Annotated in this window: 16 protein-coding genes; 1 reads left to right on the top strand and 15 read right to left on the bottom strand. The window is 36.5% G+C overall.

Annotated elements, in window-relative coordinates; genetic code table 11:
* Positions 1-115: 115 nt before the first annotated feature.
* From EMTOL_RS20745 to EMTOL_RS20805, 14 genes are all read right to left on the bottom strand, one after another.
* Complete coding sequence (locus tag EMTOL_RS20745) at positions 116-2,635, bottom strand: non-ribosomal peptide synthetase (protein ID WP_015031129.1); 2,520 nt, start codon at positions 2,633-2,635, stop codon at positions 116-118.
* A gap of 31 nt (positions 2,636-2,666) precedes the next feature.
* Complete coding sequence (locus EMTOL_RS20750; protein WP_015031130.1) at positions 2,667-3,581, bottom strand: uroporphyrinogen decarboxylase family protein; 915 nt, start codon at positions 3,579-3,581, stop codon at positions 2,667-2,669.
* 510 nt (positions 3,582-4,091) lie between these two features.
* Positions 4,092-6,386 carry a glycoside hydrolase family 3 protein gene (locus EMTOL_RS20755; protein ID WP_015031132.1) on the bottom strand — a complete coding sequence of 765 codons (2,295 nt, stop codon included), beginning with the start codon at positions 6,384-6,386 and terminating at the stop codon, positions 4,092-4,094.
* Between the two features lie 257 nt (positions 6,387-6,643).
* Complete coding sequence (locus EMTOL_RS20760) at positions 6,644-7,597, bottom strand: fumarylacetoacetate hydrolase family protein (protein WP_015031133.1); 954 nt, start codon at positions 7,595-7,597, stop codon at positions 6,644-6,646.
* Between the two features lie 23 nt (positions 7,598-7,620).
* Positions 7,621-8,292 (bottom strand): DUF1349 domain-containing protein, encoded by a 672-nt coding sequence (locus tag EMTOL_RS20765; RefSeq protein WP_015031134.1) that lies wholly within the window; start codon positions 8,290-8,292, stop codon positions 7,621-7,623.
* 10 nt (positions 8,293-8,302) lie between these two features.
* Positions 8,303-9,433: an FAD-dependent monooxygenase gene (locus tag EMTOL_RS20770; protein WP_015031135.1), complete on the bottom strand. Its 1,131-nt coding sequence runs from the start codon at positions 9,431-9,433 to the stop codon at positions 8,303-8,305.
* Between the two features lie 65 nt (positions 9,434-9,498).
* A complete protein-coding gene (locus EMTOL_RS20775) occupies positions 9,499-9,822 on the bottom strand; it encodes an antibiotic biosynthesis monooxygenase family protein (RefSeq protein WP_015031136.1) in 324 nt (107 codons plus the stop codon).
* A gap of 21 nt (positions 9,823-9,843) precedes the next feature.
* Positions 9,844-10,623 (bottom strand): cyclase family protein, encoded by a 780-nt coding sequence (locus EMTOL_RS20780; protein ID WP_015031137.1) that lies wholly within the window; start codon positions 10,621-10,623, stop codon positions 9,844-9,846.
* A gap of 74 nt (positions 10,624-10,697) precedes the next feature.
* Positions 10,698-11,468 carry an SDR family NAD(P)-dependent oxidoreductase gene (locus EMTOL_RS20785; protein ID WP_015031138.1) on the bottom strand — a complete coding sequence of 257 codons (771 nt, stop codon included), beginning with the start codon at positions 11,466-11,468 and terminating at the stop codon, positions 10,698-10,700.
* Positions 11,469-11,556: 88 nt separating this feature from the next.
* Positions 11,557-12,834 carry a histidinol dehydrogenase gene (gene hisD, locus EMTOL_RS20790; RefSeq protein WP_015031139.1) on the bottom strand — a complete coding sequence of 426 codons (1,278 nt, stop codon included), beginning with the start codon at positions 12,832-12,834 and terminating at the stop codon, positions 11,557-11,559.
* Between the two features lie 81 nt (positions 12,835-12,915).
* Positions 12,916-14,028 carry an alpha/beta hydrolase family protein gene (locus tag EMTOL_RS20795; protein WP_015031140.1) on the bottom strand — a complete coding sequence of 371 codons (1,113 nt, stop codon included), beginning with the start codon at positions 14,026-14,028 and terminating at the stop codon, positions 12,916-12,918.
* 222 nt (positions 14,029-14,250) lie between these two features.
* The gene (locus tag EMTOL_RS22555) at positions 14,251-14,373 is read right to left on the bottom strand and encodes a hypothetical protein (RefSeq protein WP_015031141.1); all 123 of its coding nucleotides are present in this window, start codon (positions 14,371-14,373) and stop codon (positions 14,251-14,253) included.
* Between the two features lie 84 nt (positions 14,374-14,457).
* Positions 14,458-15,450 carry a VOC family protein gene (locus tag EMTOL_RS20800; RefSeq protein ID WP_015031142.1) on the bottom strand — a complete coding sequence of 331 codons (993 nt, stop codon included), beginning with the start codon at positions 15,448-15,450 and terminating at the stop codon, positions 14,458-14,460.
* 914 nt (positions 15,451-16,364) lie between these two features.
* A complete protein-coding gene (locus tag EMTOL_RS20805) occupies positions 16,365-17,264 on the bottom strand; it encodes an AraC family transcriptional regulator (protein WP_015031143.1) in 900 nt (299 codons plus the stop codon).
* Between the two features lie 647 nt (positions 17,265-17,911).
* Between EMTOL_RS20805 and EMTOL_RS20810 the strand changes: the two genes are divergently transcribed.
* Positions 17,912-18,505 (top strand): recombinase family protein, encoded by a 594-nt coding sequence (locus tag EMTOL_RS20810; RefSeq protein ID WP_015031144.1) that lies wholly within the window; start codon positions 17,912-17,914, stop codon positions 18,503-18,505.
* Between the two features lie 141 nt (positions 18,506-18,646).
* Here the strand turns inward: EMTOL_RS20810 and EMTOL_RS22670 are convergent, their stop codons facing one another.
* The gene (locus EMTOL_RS22670; RefSeq protein ID WP_374755382.1) at positions 18,647-18,823 is read right to left on the bottom strand and encodes a LytTR family transcriptional regulator DNA-binding domain-containing protein; all 177 of its coding nucleotides are present in this window, start codon (positions 18,821-18,823) and stop codon (positions 18,647-18,649) included.
* Positions 18,824-19,067: the final 244 nt, after the last annotated feature.

Below are 19,067 nucleotides of genomic sequence, written 5' to 3' on the forward strand. Positions count from 1 at the left end.
TTAATTAAACAGCTTATAATCAATTAATTACAATAACAATAAAGGCTTAAAATACTTAAAATTTGAAAACTAAATTAAACCTTTGAGCGTGTTTTTTAAAGCAGTATCACGCAGGCTAATTATGCTGCTTTACTTCATCGATGAAGCGAAGTAATTTATCCAAAACTAACTGTTGACCTTTTCCAGCCATAAACATTTCCGAGTGTTTAAAAGGAAATAATTCAAAGGTTAGCCTTGGTAAAAAATATTTCCATCCCAACAAATCATCAGTATAAGCATGTTCTTTAGAAATCATTAAATGTGCTTTAATATTCATGGGTTTGTAAGGATATTTCTCCCGAAGTATTTTCGATTGTGCAAATTTTTGAATTGTTTGTTTGTCAACAAATCGTTTTACTCGAGTATTGACCGCATTCTTTATTGCCTTCCATAATCCTAAAAACTTTGTACGTTTTCTAAACATCTTCATACGATTATTAAAACTATAATTGGTAATATTCCATGCATCCATTATAAAAAAACTAAGTGAATTGGGATATATTTCCTCCAACTGATTTAAAATATAAAAAGCAAATTGTTCTCCAGAACAATTTCCAATAAATATTTTTTCTTTTCCTTTTTCAAATATTCGTTTATCAATTGCTCCAGCGATTTTTTCGAGACTTATGTCATCTTTTTTCCATTCCTCTAATCGTGGATAATCAATTAAGGTTACCGGAACATGATTACCCAATAATCGAATAAATTCTCTTACTTGAGGGGTAATTCCTTTTAGGGGAGGAAAAGCATAGACATGTACAGAATCATCTTTTGATTTTTTTTGAAAAGGGTCTTCAATTTTTAAAAGTTGCTTAATTTGATTTTGAATAATACTTGGTTTCATCGCTTCATGAATCCATTCACTAGGAAATTTTATCCTAAACTCATGTTCTAAAGAAACAATAAAATTGACGGCTTCCAGTGAGTTGCCTCCGCCCATTTTCCAAGTCAAATCTTTTTTAAATGATTCATAAGAAACATAAGCACACCAAAGTTTAAGTAGCCGTTCTTCGATGTAATGATTATTTTCTTTGGTTGTTATTTGAGTTGGGGAACCCACGTTTTTCTCTTGTTCGATATTATGATTATCAATTATTTGTAAGCTTTGATAATCAGTCTTAAAATTATTCAAATATGGAATTTCTTCGAGTTGATAGAAAAAAGATGGAAACATTTGACTAGGTATTTTTCCCTCTAACTTCATTTTTATTTCATCCAAAGTTACATTTACTTGTAATGAAATATAGGCAACTACTTTATTAGTTTCACCTTGATTTCTTATCAAAATTGCGGCATCTACCACGCCTTCAACAGCTTTTATGTTAGCTTCAATTTCACCAACTTCAATTCTAAAACCATTGATTTTAATCTGCCCATCTCGACGGCCTTTAAATTCTAATAAACCTTCATTATTTATAAGTCCCCAATCTCCAGTCTTCACAGTTCGGCTCCCATCTTCATGTAAAATGAAATGCTTCTTTGTAAGTTCATCATCCAGCCAATAGCCTAAAGCACAATATTTACTTCGAACTTGAATTTCACCTAAATCTCCATTGGCTACTTCTTTCCCATCATTATTGACTAAAGTCATTACACGGTCTTCCACGGCATATCCTACTGGAACAATGTTTGCAGAAATCTCTGTATGTTTATCAATAAACCATTGACGATAAATCGTTGCATTTTCAGTAGAACCTATACCAATATATAATTTACAGGCATCTGAAAATTCGTTTTTATAAATCTCAAAATCTTGCTTAAAAATTTTATCTCCTGCAAGATAAATTAACCTTACTGTATCTAATGATTGTGATTTATTAACCATTCCTGTTCTAAAAATACTGGGAATAGAATGATAAATAGTTAGTTCATTACGAACAATAAAGTCAATGATAGATGTTACGCCATTTTTTTGTAAGTTATTGATATATAATGTCGCACCTGTTAATAAAGCTCCATAAATATCTCTGATTGCTCCACTTACACTAGGTGAATAAAGTAAACTTAATTTATCTTCTGCCGTGATTTCAGCCACATTAATATATTGCATTACATCATGGAGAAGATTTCTCTGATTTTGAAAAACACCTTTGGGTTGTCCAGTTGAACCTGAAGTATAAATGATATACGCTAAACTTTCTGGTTTTTGATGAAAAGGTTGATAGGAATCTTTATCGAAATTAGGAGTAAAATCAATAAACTTGATTGAAGAATTTGTGCTATAGTCTTCTAAAATTGAAGTTTCGCTTATAATTACTTTTGCCTGACAATGGTTAATAATTTGCTGATTTCTTTGATGGGTATGTCCGGCATCTAAGGGGATATAACCCCTACCTGCTTCCAAACATGCTAACATCGCACATATAAAAAAAGCATTATTCTCTAGTAAAATGATGACTGGACCATCAATTTTATCTAATGCGTGTATTTCTCTCGCAATCGCGTTAGTGAGAACTAATACTTCACTATAAGTCAATAAATTTTTCCCGTCACTCAAAGCAATTTTCTGAGGAAATTGCTTTGAAATCTCTTCAAAATGTTCAAATACTGTACTATTAATCCAAGAATTAGGCAAAGTCTTGAATGTTTCATTCATCGGCTATAAAATTAAAAAGTAAACGTTATTATTATGATAGACTACGTACAAAATTTGTCCATAAATTTATTTTTTCATTTGGGAAATTTAAAGGTAATACACAATCACAAGTAAGAAAGCTGCTCGTTGGAAAATTATCAAGAATTTCTTTACAATCTTGGAAACTATTAGCCTTACTCAAAATATGATGGGCTAAACCATAAATAATAGGATAGCCCGCTTTTTCAATAGATTGAGTATTGCTTGTAGAAACTTCGCTATAAGCACAATGGATACTCATTTTGGGAATATTTTCAGCAATACAAGCATAGCAATCATTGCCGTGTAAGTGAAAAATAATAGAATCAAATAATTCTGAAGCCTTAATTAAACATATTTCATCGGAGTATCTACCAAATTGTTGGTATGTTTCGAGAGAAAGTATCTCTGTTTGCATGTGTTGTGTGACAAAGTATAGCCCTCCAACCCCAACCTTTGATGCTGCATCTATAGTTTTTTTGGTATTTTGAATAATCACAGCAAGGGCTGCGTGAATTGCTTCTGGTTCTTTCTGAGCAGTTTTAAGGAACAGTTCGATTCCCGAAATTTGAATTAATTGTGATAAAGGGCAAAATATTGTTACATAAACAGGTACGCTTACATTTTCACAACAAATGCGTAAAGCATCCAAGATTTCAACGAGCATTTTTTCTTGAAAAGAAAAACTTTTTAGATGGTAAAAATCTCGCGTTTCTTGCAAAGGGAAAGAGGTAATTTTACGTCTACCTAGCGAATCATTTTCCCATAGTTCATCTCCAGCTCCATAACATACTGCCAGCCAATCTCCAGCTGAAGTTAATTTAAGGAAATCAAATTGAAAGGTATTTTGAAAATCAATGGCCTCTTGTGCGAGCAGATGCCCATTCTGGTCTGAATACGGATGGTGTTTCCAAAATGAAATACCCATAGTTATTAAATAAGAAGTTGAGTTAGAAAGCGGAGTAAGTAAACTTAGAAAGGCTTAAATACTGATTAGCACAAATTTATAATTTTTACTCTTTTAGCCAGTCTAAGAGAGTATGTGTAATAAACAAAAATTAAGTATCAAAATTAGTTGTCAGATTGTATGAAAACAGCTTTCTAATTAAAAAAATCTATAAATGGCTGACTTGTGAGGTCAGCCATCTCTTTATTACAATTTAGGATTAAGGTTACATGATTTTCTGCAGGAGTTTATCATTTGTTGGGTCAAATAATCTTTACGATGTCTGCATTGGTATGGTACCTGACCGTATCTCTATTAGTCTGCCTAAGATTGTCATTATTGTAGTAATTAAGACACGAATCTACATCTTTTTGCAAGTCTTGCAAGGGGTACCAAGAAACTTATTAGTACAAAAAGTAGAAAAGAAACGTGTGATCAAACCTTTCACCACTACAATTGCATAACAACTTAACAAAATTTGATTTAGGTATGTTATTTTAACCCCTTATTTTCAGGCATTTTGTATTTCGTAACTCTGGTATCCTTGATAATGCCTTTCCAATTCAAGCCAAAGCCGAAATCATAGGTGTTTCCTTCCGAATCTTTATGGCAAGTCATATCGTAAGGTACGTCTTCGGCTTGTTTTTCTACTACGCTCATATTGGCAGGCATTTGCATTGGTAAAAGTGCCGATGGCTCATTTTTACCCGCAATGGTTTCAATAATGGCTTGGTCTTGCACACCAAAACTTAATAAAATAGCCGAAGCAGAAGGCTCAATTTCAGAGAAAACCATTGGGTTGGTTGTATTCACTACCACAACCACTGGTTTGTTTTTCATTTTTGCCTTGGTGTTTAGCACCAATTGCATATCAGTAATATTTGGCACTTTGGCTATTTTTCCTTTGTACGAACGATTCGTGAAATTTTCTAAAATATCTCCGCCTGCAATACTTACCTCACGGGCATCATCGGCTTTATAGTCATTGTATTGCAAACTGATTGGCACATAGCCGTTTCCTCCATTTTTAGTATCTTCTTTGTCATAACCAATCGAAGCCTTTGGATTTTCGATGAAAACAAAGGCAAAATCCGCCTCGTCGACATTATCAGTTACGTTGAAATGCTTTTTCACGATTTCTAAATTTACTGGATAATCTTCCGACGCTGGTGTTTCCATACCCAAGAAATTACGGCTGGCAGCTACAAATCTTTTTGGCACATAAACCGTCTTTTTTGTAGTTATCGGTAATGTTTTTGCTTGATTTTTCAACATCACGATTGATTTCAATTGGGCTTCGTAACCTGCTTTCATGAATTCAGGTTTTCCAACAATGACTTTTGTTTCTTCAGTATTCAAATAAGGATTCTCGAAAACACCAACTCTGAAAATATTTTTCAATAATCGTACTGCCGAAGCTTCCATTCGGGCTCTCATTTTGGCTTCGCCGTGTTCTTTAATGCCCATTTCATACGCTTCAAGGAGCGGTTTGATGTTATTATTACCACCGTATTGGTCAACACCTGCCATGAGTGCTTTATAGTGAAGTTCGACCAAAGAAAGGTTTTCTACGCCCCACGCCTTACCGTCTAAAAACGAATCCATGGCTTTGTGTAAAGCCACCACCGACCAATCGGTACAAACTACGCCATCGTAGCCATATTTGGTACGAAGCAAGTCCGTAATCATGTATTTATTGTAATTATTGGCCACATTTTCATGGTTTTTCTTATCTTGATTCCACGAAATGGTGTAGTAAGGCATAATTGCCGAAGCCATTTTGGTTTGTCCTTTGAGTTTAAATGCTCCTTGTGTAAAAGGTATCAAGTGTGCCTCAAAATTATTGCCTGGATAAACCGCAAACTTCCCATTAGCATAGTGTGCATCACGTCCTGCTTCTCCTGCACCGCCACCTGGCCAGTGTTTTACCATCGCATTTACACTTTTCGCTCCCCAAACACTCGACTGAAAACCATCGCAATAGGCTTGCCCCATGGCAGCCGAAAGCCACGGACTTTCGCCAAATGTGCCATTGAAACGTCCCCAACGTGGTTCGGTAGCAATATCTACTTGTGGCGAAAGGGCAGTTGTAATACCCAAAGCACGGTACTCCGCAGCGGCAATTTTCCCAAATTTTTCAATCAAAGTTGGGTCGAAAGTGGCAGCCATACCCAACGAACTTGGCCACATCGAAATTTCACCACCCGCAGCAGCATCGTATTCGGCTCTTGCTTTAGTTCCGTGGCGTGGGTCAGAGCTATTGTTTGCAGGAATTCCCAAACCCACACTTTCACAGTAAGCCTGCATTTTATTATTCCATTTGGCCGCTATTTCTGGCGTTTGTACGGTTGTAATCAACACGTGGCGAAGGTTATCTTCGGCTAAGAATTTCTTTTGTTGGTCGGTCAAATCGCTTGGGTCGGTTTCGCCTGCTTTGAAAGGTTTTCCGCCGTAAGTTCCAGCAAAATATCCACCCGGGCGAGCAGGAATAGATTGGTGCGAAGAATATAACATTAAACCTGCAATTTGCTCAACGCTAAGTTTCGATGCTAAATCTTTGGCACGAATATCATCCGCCAAACGCCAGTCTTCGTATTTATCAAGTTTACCGTTTTTATTAAGGTCTTTGAACGATAAACCATTGATAGTCAAAATTTTTACTCCTGAAGTTGGAGCATAAGCGATGGTTTTTCCACCTTTATTTTGGATAACCTTAAAAACAGATTCTTGGGCGATTGCACTCACAAAACCCGTAAAGAGTAAGGCGGTTAAGGTACTTTTTTTCATGATTTTTATTGGTATTTGATATAAAAAACAATTTGATTCTTACGCAAAAATGCTGATAAACGTAAGTAATCTACCCTACATTTATCAGCTTTTGAAATTAGTTGGTCAATATTATGCCGTGGGCATTTGATATTGGTAAAAAATAATCTTCAAAATAATATATTTCATCCTTACGGGATTTAGTAATCTTTTGAGATTTTCCTCACTACCAATATTAATTCCCTAACGGGAAAATTCTACTCTTTAAACTTCTTAACCTAAACTACCTTATTTCTTAAAATCCCGATACCTTCAATTTCGAGTTCAACTACATCGCCAGGTTCGAGCGGACGATGAACGGTAAAATTATTTTCGATTAAACTGCCCCAACCGAGTGTACCTGAGCCAAGAATATCGCCCGGCATTAGGTTTACGTTGTTTTCGGAAGCTCGCTCAATCATCTGCTCAAAATTGTAGTACGATGTTTTATAATTTCCTTCACAAACGGTTTGGCCATTGATACGAGAAGTCATTTTCAGATTTAGTCTATCGCCTGCCACTATTGGTACGCTGATGGGTTCTTGAAAAACACTCTCATCGAATGGCACTCGGTACTGCTCCATTTCGTCGGCAGTAACGATAAAAGGGCCAATGGCATTGGCAAAATCTTTGCCTTTGTGCGGCCCCAGCGGAATCTCCATTTCTACTTTTTGAATCGCACGGGCTGTCCAATCATTGAAAATCGTATAACCAAAAATGTACGGACGGGCATCGGCGGCTTTAATATCTTTGCCTTTTTTACCAATGATACAAGCAATTTCAAGTTCAATATCCAATTTGGTTTCTTTGGTCGGACGTTTGATTTCATCCTCAGGGCCATAAATGGCTTGGTGGTTGGTGAAATAAAAAATCGGCATATCGTACCAAGCAGGACCAATTTTATGTCCGAATGAACGAGAGGCATTTTGCATGTGCATCTCAAAACCGATGTAATCACGGAAACTACGTGGATTGGGCAGCGGTGCTAAAAGTTTTACCTCTGCCAAGGTGTAATGTGGCTCAACTTCGCCCAACGCTTTGATAATCTCGAAATAGGTTTCGTGGTTATCAATAAAAGTGAGCATATCGGTCGGCAATTTTTCATTAGCCAAACGCATATCAACTACACTTTCGCCCACGAGCCAACCGATGCGACTTTCTTGATTTTTATTTAATAATGTTACGAGTTTCATTTTGATTTTTTTTACAAAATATTTTAAATACCCATTCGGAAATCCTTTACGTTGGTTTCGGCGAATTGAAATTCGGAGAAAACAGATTTATTTCCCTTTCCAGCGGGCGATTGAGAACCAATGCCTATTTTCAAATTTTTGCCATATTCATTTTTGAAAACCCTGACCAATTGCCAAGTTTTGGCATCGAGCGAATAATAAAAACCAACCACTTTGGTATCGGATGAAATCTTTAAATAGACCGATTTCGCAGGAATTGCATCGTGGTTATTATCATCAGAAAACTCCTTAGTTTTTACGGTTACGATTCGACCAATCATACGTTCATCTACTTCAAAGGCAAATTTGAGCCATTCCGAATCGCTTACATACAAAAAGGCCATTCCTGCATCATATTTTACGAGGTGCGTGGGATTGACTTTGATAGAAAAAGTAAACGGTTTGAAGTTATCAACGGGCATCAACAACAACGGGGCATTTGCCTTATTATAAGGTGGTTGGCCAGGTTCGATAAAGAAATCGGTCTCTGTACTCGAAACCATTTCGAGGCTATCGCTACCAAATACCTTACTGTTTTCTTTGGCTTTGTTAAGGCTTTCCGAAAACATCCAAGCTATTTTTGTGGGTGAATTGCTGCCTTTTTTTTCTTCACTGCACCCCAAAAAAAGAATAAAAATTAGACTTAAATACTTCATATATAGCGATTTATATTTCTTCTGTCAATGCCATGCCTGTTTTGCCCATGAGCATACCCATGTTTGCACCTTCAGGCAATGGTTGGTCGGTGTATTCGAGTAGTTCCCAAGCACCCAAAGTCTCTGAAACCTCTACTACCATTTTACAACGGTCGTAGCGACGTTTCATGTATCTTTCAAAAACCTCTTCTACTGAACCCTCATTCTGCAATTCTTCAATCAAGACTACCGCATCTTCAATAGCCAAAGCTGCCCCCGAGCCGAGTTGTGGAATGGTTGTATGAGCGGCATCGCCTAACACTACCACACGATTTTTATACCACGGAGCGGGCATTTTGAGGGTTTCGAGTGTACGATAATTGACCAATTTTGCATCGGTTACTTGCGGAATTAGTTCCTGCACCATCGCAATCGGATAAGCCGACATATAGGCTTTTAGCTTATCAACCAATTGGTCTTCAGGGATACTCGGATTATCTCCTTCCGCCGAGTTAAGGAAAATATAACACAACTCAGCAGTCATCGGAATGACTCCCAGCTTGTGTTTTTTATTAAAGAAAATATAGCCAGTATCTAAGCTTGTAGGACGTTTGAAGGCGTATCGCCAAACTGAAAGGCCTACGTAGTTTGTTTTGAATTCACCAAAAATGAGCTTACGCACTTTTGAGTTCACGCCGTCGGCAGCAATGACAATATCATAGCTACCTGAAGTACCATCTGAAAAAGTAACATTAGCTATATCAAGCTGATTATCAATGGTTTTGACAGTTACGCCCATTCGATATTTCAATCCTACTTTTTGTGCTTCTTCAAATAAAACATCGTGCAGAATTCTACGAGAAATACCATTATGACTCGGAAAACGGCCAATCGGTGGTGTTCCAGCTTCACCAATCTGAACACCATGTGGCAAGCAAAGTTTCACTTTACCATAAGGCGAACCTCGACGCATGGCTTCGTCGGCAACCCCAATCGCATCTAAGGCTCTTAGGGCGTTGGCCTGCTGAATGATACCTACCCCATAAACATTAAATTCTTTATGAATTTCAACAACATCTACTTCAAAGCCAGCTTTTTTCAGGCCAATCGCAACCGACTGCCCTCCAATACCAGCACCAACTACTAATATTTTTTTTGTCATAGTATTTTATAGATTAAAGGTTGAATCATTTTGATTGCGGAAGAAGAGTTTTTCTTAATCTACAATTAACTGTAATGTTGTACCAAAGGTGGCTCTAAGAAAAACGGGCCGATTAATGCTCGCCATTCTTTGAAAAGTTCAGATTCTCGAAAACCAATGGTGTGGTCTTCGAGGGTGTCCCACTCAATCAATAAAATGTAGCGATTGGTTTGTTCGATACATTTTTTCACGGTTATTCTTTGAAAGCCTTTCGATTGAGAAATCACTCCTTTGGCAATTTCTAAGGCTGCCTCAAATTCGGCATTTGTACTTTCTTTAATGTCAATTCTTGCAAGTTCGAGAATACCCCCAGCCCCTAAAGGGGAGTTTTTTATTTCATGATTATCCATCTTAAATTTATTGGTATTATCCTAAATTCCCCTTGAGGGGTTAGGGGTGTTTAATATCGCTACTGCCCTCGTCCAACCTGCACTGGCTTTTTCGATTTTTGCTGGGAAACAAGCTACTTTAAAGCCCAAAGGTGGTAATTGGTCAAGATTTGCCAGCTTTTCGATTTGGCAGTATTCTTTTTCGATACCCACATAATGTGCTTGCCAGATAATGCCTGGACGAGGATTTTCTCTAAAATCGGCCGCCTGAATATGCAACGGAATATCCCAGCCCCAGCCATCAGTTCCCATTACTTTTATGCCTTGGTCTATCAGCCAATGGGTAGCTTTTGCCGATGCTCCAACGTGAATTTTCACAAAATCATCATCATGAATACGTTTATCGGCATCGCAACGAATTAGCACAATATCAAGTGGTTTTAATTTGTAGCCGATAGCATCCAATTTTTCCTGTAAATCCTCTGGTTCAAACATGTAGCCGTCGGGTTTATCGGTAAAATCAAGCACTACGCCATCTTGAAAAAACCATTCTAAGGGCATTTCATCAATCGTGCGAGCTGGTTTTCCCTCAGAAGTTGGAAAATAATGGTAAGGTGCATCGACGTGTGTACCACAATGACTCGTAACCGTCAAGAATTCACCCGCAGGACCATTACCGTCAATAAATACATCGGTCAAGCCTTCAAAGAGTTTTCCACCCATTTTTTTTGCCCCTTCTTTATGGTCTTCATACACGATTTTGGTCGGAAGTGGCTCCTTTATTTTTTCAGAAATAGTTACTGAAAGGTCTATTATTTTCATTTATGTTTGATTTGAATATCGTTAATGGTCTTCGTCGTAGAGACGAGGTATGCCTTGTCTCTACAGGAACGCATTTATTTTAACAATCGTCCACCATCAACCGTAATGATATTTCCAGTTGAGAATGTCATGGTTGTTGCGAGCGAAAAAACCACATTGGCTACATCAACACCAGTTGCAAAACGCCCCAATGGTGTATTATCCATTTGGTTTTGCAAATAAGATGGGTCGAAATTTCTGGTATATTCTCCTTCTACAAAGCCTGGTGAAACAGATACAACCCTAATTTTTGGAGCTAAAGCCCTTGCCAAGGAGCGTGTCATTGAATCAATGGCAGATTTTGAGGCACAATAGGCCACATTGCTACCTATTCCATAAATTCCTGCGATAGATGAAATATTTACTATTAAAGAAGAGTCCTTGCTTTCATCAGATGCACTATCCAATAAATCCCTCATGGCTCTGACCATCGCAAAACCCCCTCTAAAATTGGTTTGCATGATTTTATCAATCCATTCATCTGTCATCCCTTCTAAATCATTATGTGGAATGGGTGTCGTAATTCCTGCATTATTTACCAAAACATCTAATTTGCCGTACTTTCCTTCTACAAAAGCTTTTAAATCATTTACTTTCTGTGCATCGGTCGTTGGAGCGTGGAAAATGTAATGATTGGGGATTTCGGATTGAGGATTTCGGATTGCGTTTAATTCTTCCAATAAATTCTCTGCCTTAGTTGAATTTGTGTTATAGGTTGCTAAGACCGAAAATCCATTTTCGGCAAATTTCTTGCAGATTGCTGAGCCAATTTCTCCTGCACCGCCTGTTACGAGAACTGTTTTCATATTTTTGGTTGATTAGTTATTAGAAAGCTGGTTATTGATTACTATATTAATGAAAAATACAAATCAATAGTAACAAATTCTCCAACAACTATTTACTATACTTACGTACTCTCAAATCTGCTTGTTCTTTATGACCAGCGAAGTTTTCAATTTCGCAAAGGCGAGAACAATATTCACCGATTAACTTGCTTGCTTCTTCGGTTTTGATTTCTTGGTATGTACAAGTTTTTAAGAATTTACCTACCCAAAGTCCGCCAGTGTAGCGAGCTGCCTCACGAGTTGGGAGGGTGTGATTTGTACCAATCACTTTATCACCGTAGGCTACATTGGTTTTATCGCCTAAGAATAATCCACCGAAATTGGTCATTTTTTCCAAGAAAAGTCGTGGATTTTCGGTCATTACCTGTACGTGTTCACTGGCAATGCGGTCTGCTTCTGAAATCAACTCGTCAACAGTATCACATAAAATCACTTGTCCATAATCTCTCCACGCTACGCTCGCAACATCGGCCGTTGGTAACACAGCTAACTGTCTTTGAATTTCAGCTTCGATGCCTTCGGCAATGGATTTGCTGGTTGTCAATAAAATGGCAGGAGAAGTTGGGCCGTGTTCGGCTTGCCCAAGTAAATCCGTAGCACAAGTTTCTACATCGGTGGTATCATCGGCAATGACCAAAGTTTCGGTTGGCCCTGCAAAAAGGTCGATACCCACTTTGCCAAATAATTGTCGTTTGGCTTCTGCCACGTAAGCATTTCCAGGCCCTACGAGCATATCAACAGGCTTTACGGTTTCAGTACCGATTGCCATCATAGCGATTGCCTGAACTCCGCCCAACAAATAGATTTCATCGGCACCCGCCATGTACATTGCCGCTACTGTGGCGGCTGGAATTTGTCCATTAATGGGTGGTGTACAAGCAATTACACGCTTTACGCCTGCCACTTTTGCCGTCAGTACGCTCATGTGTGCAGATGCAACCATGGGGTAGCGTCCACCTGGTACATAACAGCCCACCGAGTTTACTGGAATATTTTTATGTCCTAAGAAAACACCTGGTAGGGTTTCAACTTCTATATCTTTAATAGATTCACGTTGAATTTGGGCGAAATTTCTGATTTGGGTTTGAGCAAATGTAATATCGTCAATTACTTGTTGTGGTAAGCTCGTAATGATTTCTTTGATTTCCAATTCAGAAAGTCGGAAACTTTTAGGCGACCATTTATCAAGATTTGCAGAAAACTCACGCACAGCGACATCGCCTTCTTGTGTAACTTTTTCGAGCATATTTTCTACCAATGCCCTCACTTTCAAATCGTCCTCTTTACTCTCAGCGTAAGTGATTCCTTTTTTTATTTGTTGTATCATTTTAATTTCGGAATTGGGATTCTGGATTTTGGATTTTAAGAAAATAATTTCCAAATCCGCATTCCAAAATCCAAAATCAATTTATGCTTTTATCTTCTTCTCAATCCAATCGTACATATTAAACGACTTCGTGAAGTCATCCACTGAGCAATGAGCCGAACCGCTTTCTTCTTTAGGCACAATTTCCATTACGTGTTCGCAAGTGAGAGCCTCATTTACTTTGTAAGCATTTTCTACAAAATTCTGGCGGTCATCTTCCCCGTGAAGAATGTAGGTTGGGCATTGGATTTTCTCAGCCACACCTTCCAACGTAAAGTTTTTCAAGCGTTCACGTGCCTCGGTCATGTTGTCAGCCCCTACGATGTGCTGCACGATTTCGGCCAAAGGGTGATTATCTGGGCGATTTTTCCAAATATCATAATAAGACCAAACTGCACCGAAAATCATACAAACTTTGAAGCGAGGCTCAAAAGCTGCACAACGAGCGGCCATATACCCACCCATCGAAACGGCTCCGATTCCTACTCTTGAAGTATCAACGTGTTCGACAAGGTTATCAATAATGTAATCTAAAACTGCTGAACCAGCTACATTATAATCGTAGCGAGTATGAATATGATTTAATCTTAATGCCGCTCCTTGCCCTGGGCCATCAACGGCCATCATGGCAATGCCACGTTCGTTGAGATGTTGGGCAATACCGAAATACAATTCTTCGGCCAAACTATCCAAGCCACCAAACATGACCATTACTGGCGGATTTTTTACACCTAATGGTTTGAAAAGATAGGCTGGAAGGAAAGAACCTTCAAATGGAATATCTACCGTAATTGGACGCTCATCAAATAAATCAATGGCTTTGATAAAGGCATCACGGCATTTGATATAATAGGGGATTTTACGCTCATCACGTAGAGTCATGAAAAACTCAGCAGTGCGAAGGTAATTGAACGCTCTAAGGTAAGTTCGTCGAGCAGATACTCGCTCACCCGCGGCGGCATAGGCCTCGGCTTTTTCGTAGACTTTATCGCCCATTTTTACCCATGCCCGATTAAAGCTCTCACGGTCGGATGGGTCTATTTCGCCCGCTACTTCTAATATTTCGGCAAATTCACCGCCACCATAATGGGCTTGGGTCAATGCTCTATTTACTTGATATGAGGGCATATACTGCCCAGGAAAATAATGCCACATACTGATTTTGGATTGGGGATTTCGGATTTTGGATTTATACCTTTTATCCTAATCAATTATTCTTCAACTTCTTTTTGACAGAATTAATACTTGAAACTATGATTGACAATTATTCATTGCCTTCTTTCCAAAAAGGAGAAACTAAATCTCTTTTTGAATCATCAAGGCCAACTGTGAATTCTAACCAAAACATAGTTTCATCTAACTCTTCTTCTACAATTTCTAATTTATATTTGAAATCATTTGTTGATTTCCCCCTACAAGCGGCTCTGGTAATTTTTCAGCAAACTTTATAATCTCAATTGCATAGGTTTCTAATCTAACTTGTAGTTCTTTTTGTGTCATTTTGATTTAGTTTTTTGTGTAATGATTTGAACATAAAAGTTTCTTTCAATAAATCCACAACCCCAAATCAAAAATCCCAAATCATTAAACGTCTGCTGGTTTTACAGTTCCGTCTTCTGAAATGCCCATTTTTTTGCCTTTCCCCATTTCGGCAAATGGATTGGCACTTCCCCAAGCATCGTTTGGGTTGTCTTTTAGGTAATGAACATCTAAGTGATCTGGTGCAAATACCAATCTCGCACAAGCATAGTATTCAAACAAGATTCCACTTCCTGGGTCGGTGATATAAATGAAAAAACCTTCATCGGCTTTGTGGCGTGTTGGAGCACCCATTACACTTTTAAAACCTTTTTCTATGAAATAGTCAAGAGCTATCAAAACTTCCTCACGGCTATCCACATTCCAACATATATGATTCAAAACCCCTTCATTTTCGTCAAGATTTGGGTCAGTAAAAACTGCAATATCATGTGATAAGTTACCAATTGTCCATAAACCTCCAATTGGGGGAATCTCATCACTAATACGAATTTCGTCAGGATTTTTCAGTCCAAAGGTTTGCCAAAATGCTTTTTCAGCAGCATATTTACCTTTTGCCACCATATAAGTTACGTGGTCGAAACGGCGTGGATTTGCACCTAATTTACGGTTACTTGCATATCGATCAGCATAAATACTACCTCTTTCGCCAGTTTCTCGCAACCAAACTACATCCCAAAATACTTCATGTATATGCCCGTCTGGAGATTGAAAACGATAAGCTTTTCCATGCCCTAAATCGCCTTCTACCCAGCCTAATCCAGCACCCAATTTTTGAAGATGTGCAACACATTCTTCAAGTGCCTCCGCACTATCAGCTCGCCAGCCGATATGTCCAAGGCCTGATTTTTTACTTTTAGTAAGCTTTAGTGTATGATGAAAATAATCTCCCCAAGCTCGGAGGTAAACTGACGATTCTTCACGACCGGTTTCGTCCATACCAACAATGTCTCTGAAAAATTCAACAGATTTGTCGAGGTCAGTAGTTAATACCTCTACATGAGCCATTTGAGAAAGAAAATGAGGATTCTTTGCCATATACGTTTCTAAAATTGAATGCTTTTAATATTTAAAAAAACTAGTATTTGATATTTTTTGAAATTAATCTTAATCGTCATTATCAATCTAAAACACTATGATTTTGATTAATTATTTAGCAGATATTTTCAAAAATATTTTATTGAGTCAAGTAAATGCCCTTCGCTCCATGTCCATACAATGGCGGGTAATAAAACTTGACTAAGGAAGCCTAACCACGAAGTAGCATCTGAAATTATTGCTTTAGCCCCTCTGTAGCAAATGCAAATATTGTTGAATGACAAATGCTTGATTCTAAAGAAGTTTTAATAAAAACTAGGTTTTAGGATATTTTTTATTCATTACTTGAGAAATGTAAACTCTAGCTGCAAGAATATGTATGTTACCTTCATAGCATTAAAAAAACTTTAATTGAATATCAATAGACTAACTAAATTGTCTTCAACAAAATGTAGCATCTTTCCTATAATTGTATTATTATGCTAAATATTTGTACAAATGTCAGATTATTTTAAACTTTATGTGAATCAAAAGAACTCAAAAAATATTCATAATCAATCTATTTATATTTTTTAAATTAGTTTTAAATTTAAAAATATAAGTGTATCCTAAACCGATATTGATTTTAATAGCTACAAATGTTTCAAAGGAAGATAATCTGAAAATATTCGAAAAGACGTGATCTGATGATAGAGAATCTAAGATTTAATAAAATTTCTCCCATGCGAGCAAAAAATGCCCAAGGGTCTGTGGTACAATATTAGGCGTTAAAATACGTCGTAAATCCTAAAAGAATTAAAAAATTGCAACCCTATTTAGATTGAGAAAGAATATAAGAAATACATAAATTTTAATGGATTTTTTATGAGGCTGGCTGGCTTTATTGAAACAAATTTGAATAGATTTCGCATAAATTATCGATAATCTTTGGGCATCATGCTAGTCTTACTTTTGAAAAATCTCGCAAAATTACTAGGTGTATGATTTCCTAACTTTACAGCGATTTCGGAGATTTGAAGGTTTGAAAATTTCAAAAGTGATTTAGCCTCCATTATTAACATTTCATTTAATAACTCTTGGGCAGACTTCATTGTGGTTTTTTTTACACACTTGTTTAAATGATTGGGAGTTACATTTAAGTAGTCTGCATATTCTTTTACCTTTTGTTTCGTATAAATATATTGAGAAAGGGCTTCCTTATATCTTTCTGTGAGCAAAGCTGAAGCATTTTTAATTACATTCTTTTCTTCAGTGGCAAATTTTGCAGATTCCTTGAGTAATGCAAAAAGGTAGATACTAATTAAATCTAATTCATTAGTTTTGGTTTCATTAACCAGGGTTTCAAGTCTTTCAAAAATATTTACAAATGCAACTATAGATTGGGTGTCTAATTTCACAACTGGGTGATTAAGAAAACCTAAGAAATTAAAATCCTTTAAAAATTTATCAAGATTGTGATTTTTAAAAATTGAAGAATCAAAATGTAAGAAAAAACCTTCTGCATCTTTGCTTATATAGTCGTGTGAAGTGATTTGATACGCTGGCAAAAAGAAAAGTTGTCCGGCTGTAAATTCATATTTGAGTAATCCCTTACTCCGAATAGAATTGCCTTTAGTAAGAAATATAATATCAAATACTGTTTTTCGATGTGGGGGTAGTGGGAAAGAAATTCTATGAATAAACTCCTCCAATCGATTAATATGAAAAAGATTATGATTTTTAGTAAAATTTAACGGCCAATCTATTCCATTAAAATGGAAATTATCAATCCCTTCAGGCCTAATAATTGGAATTTTTACTTCAATTTCTCTCACTTTTATTTTTTTAAAAGATTGATTACTTTGTTTTTATCATGATTAATTTGTTTACAATTAATCATCATTTCTATGAAATACTCATTCCTAAAACTTTACGAAAAATAGAGACATGGAGTATTTTAGTTATTGCCGTAGCAATAGAATTTCAAGGTACTTATCTATTATCACAATGCTAAAATACATGAGTATTTTCTAAATAAATATCATTTGGTGATAATTCTTATGATGAATAATGTCGTTAGAAAGTATTTAAATATATTCATGTCTAAAAGGTCGAAGTTATATTAAGTAATGAAAGTTGGCGTATACCCAAACTTAAATTATGTAGTAATTAAAATTCATGGATATTCCAAAACTAGGAATTTTTAGTTACATCTATTGCTACTTCCACTTTGCAAACTGACGTAAATCCTTTACTGGGTAAATTGAAGAAACTGTAAAGAAAACATACTCAATAGCTTTATAAATTTACTGTGCATAGTTGTATTAAAAAACGTCCGTTTAAATGGACAACTTCATCTTCTTTTTTATTTAATCTATTATATTTATTAAGTATGCCTATAATTGTATATATTTGTTGTATATATATCAAAGTATAAAATCTATAATCATTACTTGTATAAGTATATACATTATTACTAAAAATGAAAATAGGCTACGCAAGGGTTAGCACCAAAGACCAAGTGCTCGACTTACAAATAGATGCACTTGAAAAAGACGGCTGTGAATTAATTTTTAAAGAAACAGCCTCAGGAGCAAAAACCGATAGACCCGAACTACAAAAACTTATGAACCATCTTAGAAAAGGAGATATTGTAGTGGTTTATAAACTCGACCGATTGGGGCGTTCGCTCAAACACTTGCTCGATGTGGTTGCTGAACTCAATCAAAAAGAAGTTGGTATCAGAAGTATCAATGATGCTATTGATACCACAACTCCCCAAGGTAGATTATTTTTTAATATTTCAGCTTCGTTTGCTGAGTTTGAAAGAGACCTAATCAGAGAAAGAACAAAATCTGGTTTGGAAGCCGCAAGAGCCCGAGGCAGAAAAGGAGGTCGCCGACAGGGTATGACAAAAGATGCCGTGCAAAAAGCAATTCTTGCCGAAACCTATTACAAAGAAGGAAAAATGGGTGTCAATCAGATTGCCAAAGAGATTGGTGTTTCTAAGATGACGCTTTACAAATATTTGAGGTATAGGAAAGTGAAAATTGGTGATTATATCAAGATTAACTAACTGTTTAGCGAACGTCGCTTCGGTTTGAAAAGTTAATTTTTAGGCTATTTACTATAAGAACCTCATTTTAGAATTTTAAAGGATAAGTTCATCGTATTTCGATTTTTAGATTTAAAAATAGGCCGTTTGTATATAGATAGTTCAAGGAAATGCAACTTTATACCTACGTCTGGAATAAGTAAACCTTGAATTATCACTCAATAAAATAATACATCTTTGTTGACTAACTATTTTTTCTGGGTTTATCAAGATACCTTTACTTATACGATAGAAGTTTTGAAAGACACTATGCCAGTAATTTAGGCTATAACTGACGATTAGTTTTTTCTACAATCAAATTTAACTTCGTTATATGGTTGGTTTCCAAGATGCTTTATATACAATATGGCCTGGTATTCGGTTAACTCTATGACCCTCGTTTTTCGTTTTTGTATGCTATGATTCATTTGAATTTTTACGAATGTTTCTATAGAATAGAATTAATTCTTACAGCGTTTTGTAACTAAATTTATCATACCTTTGAAAGGTTTTATTTTTGGTAATGTGGCAAAAAATAGTTGGT

The sequence above is a fragment of the Emticicia oligotrophica DSM 17448 genome (assembly GCF_000263195.1).
Taxonomy (GTDB): Bacteria; Bacteroidota; Bacteroidia; order Cytophagales; family Spirosomataceae; genus Emticicia; species Emticicia oligotrophica.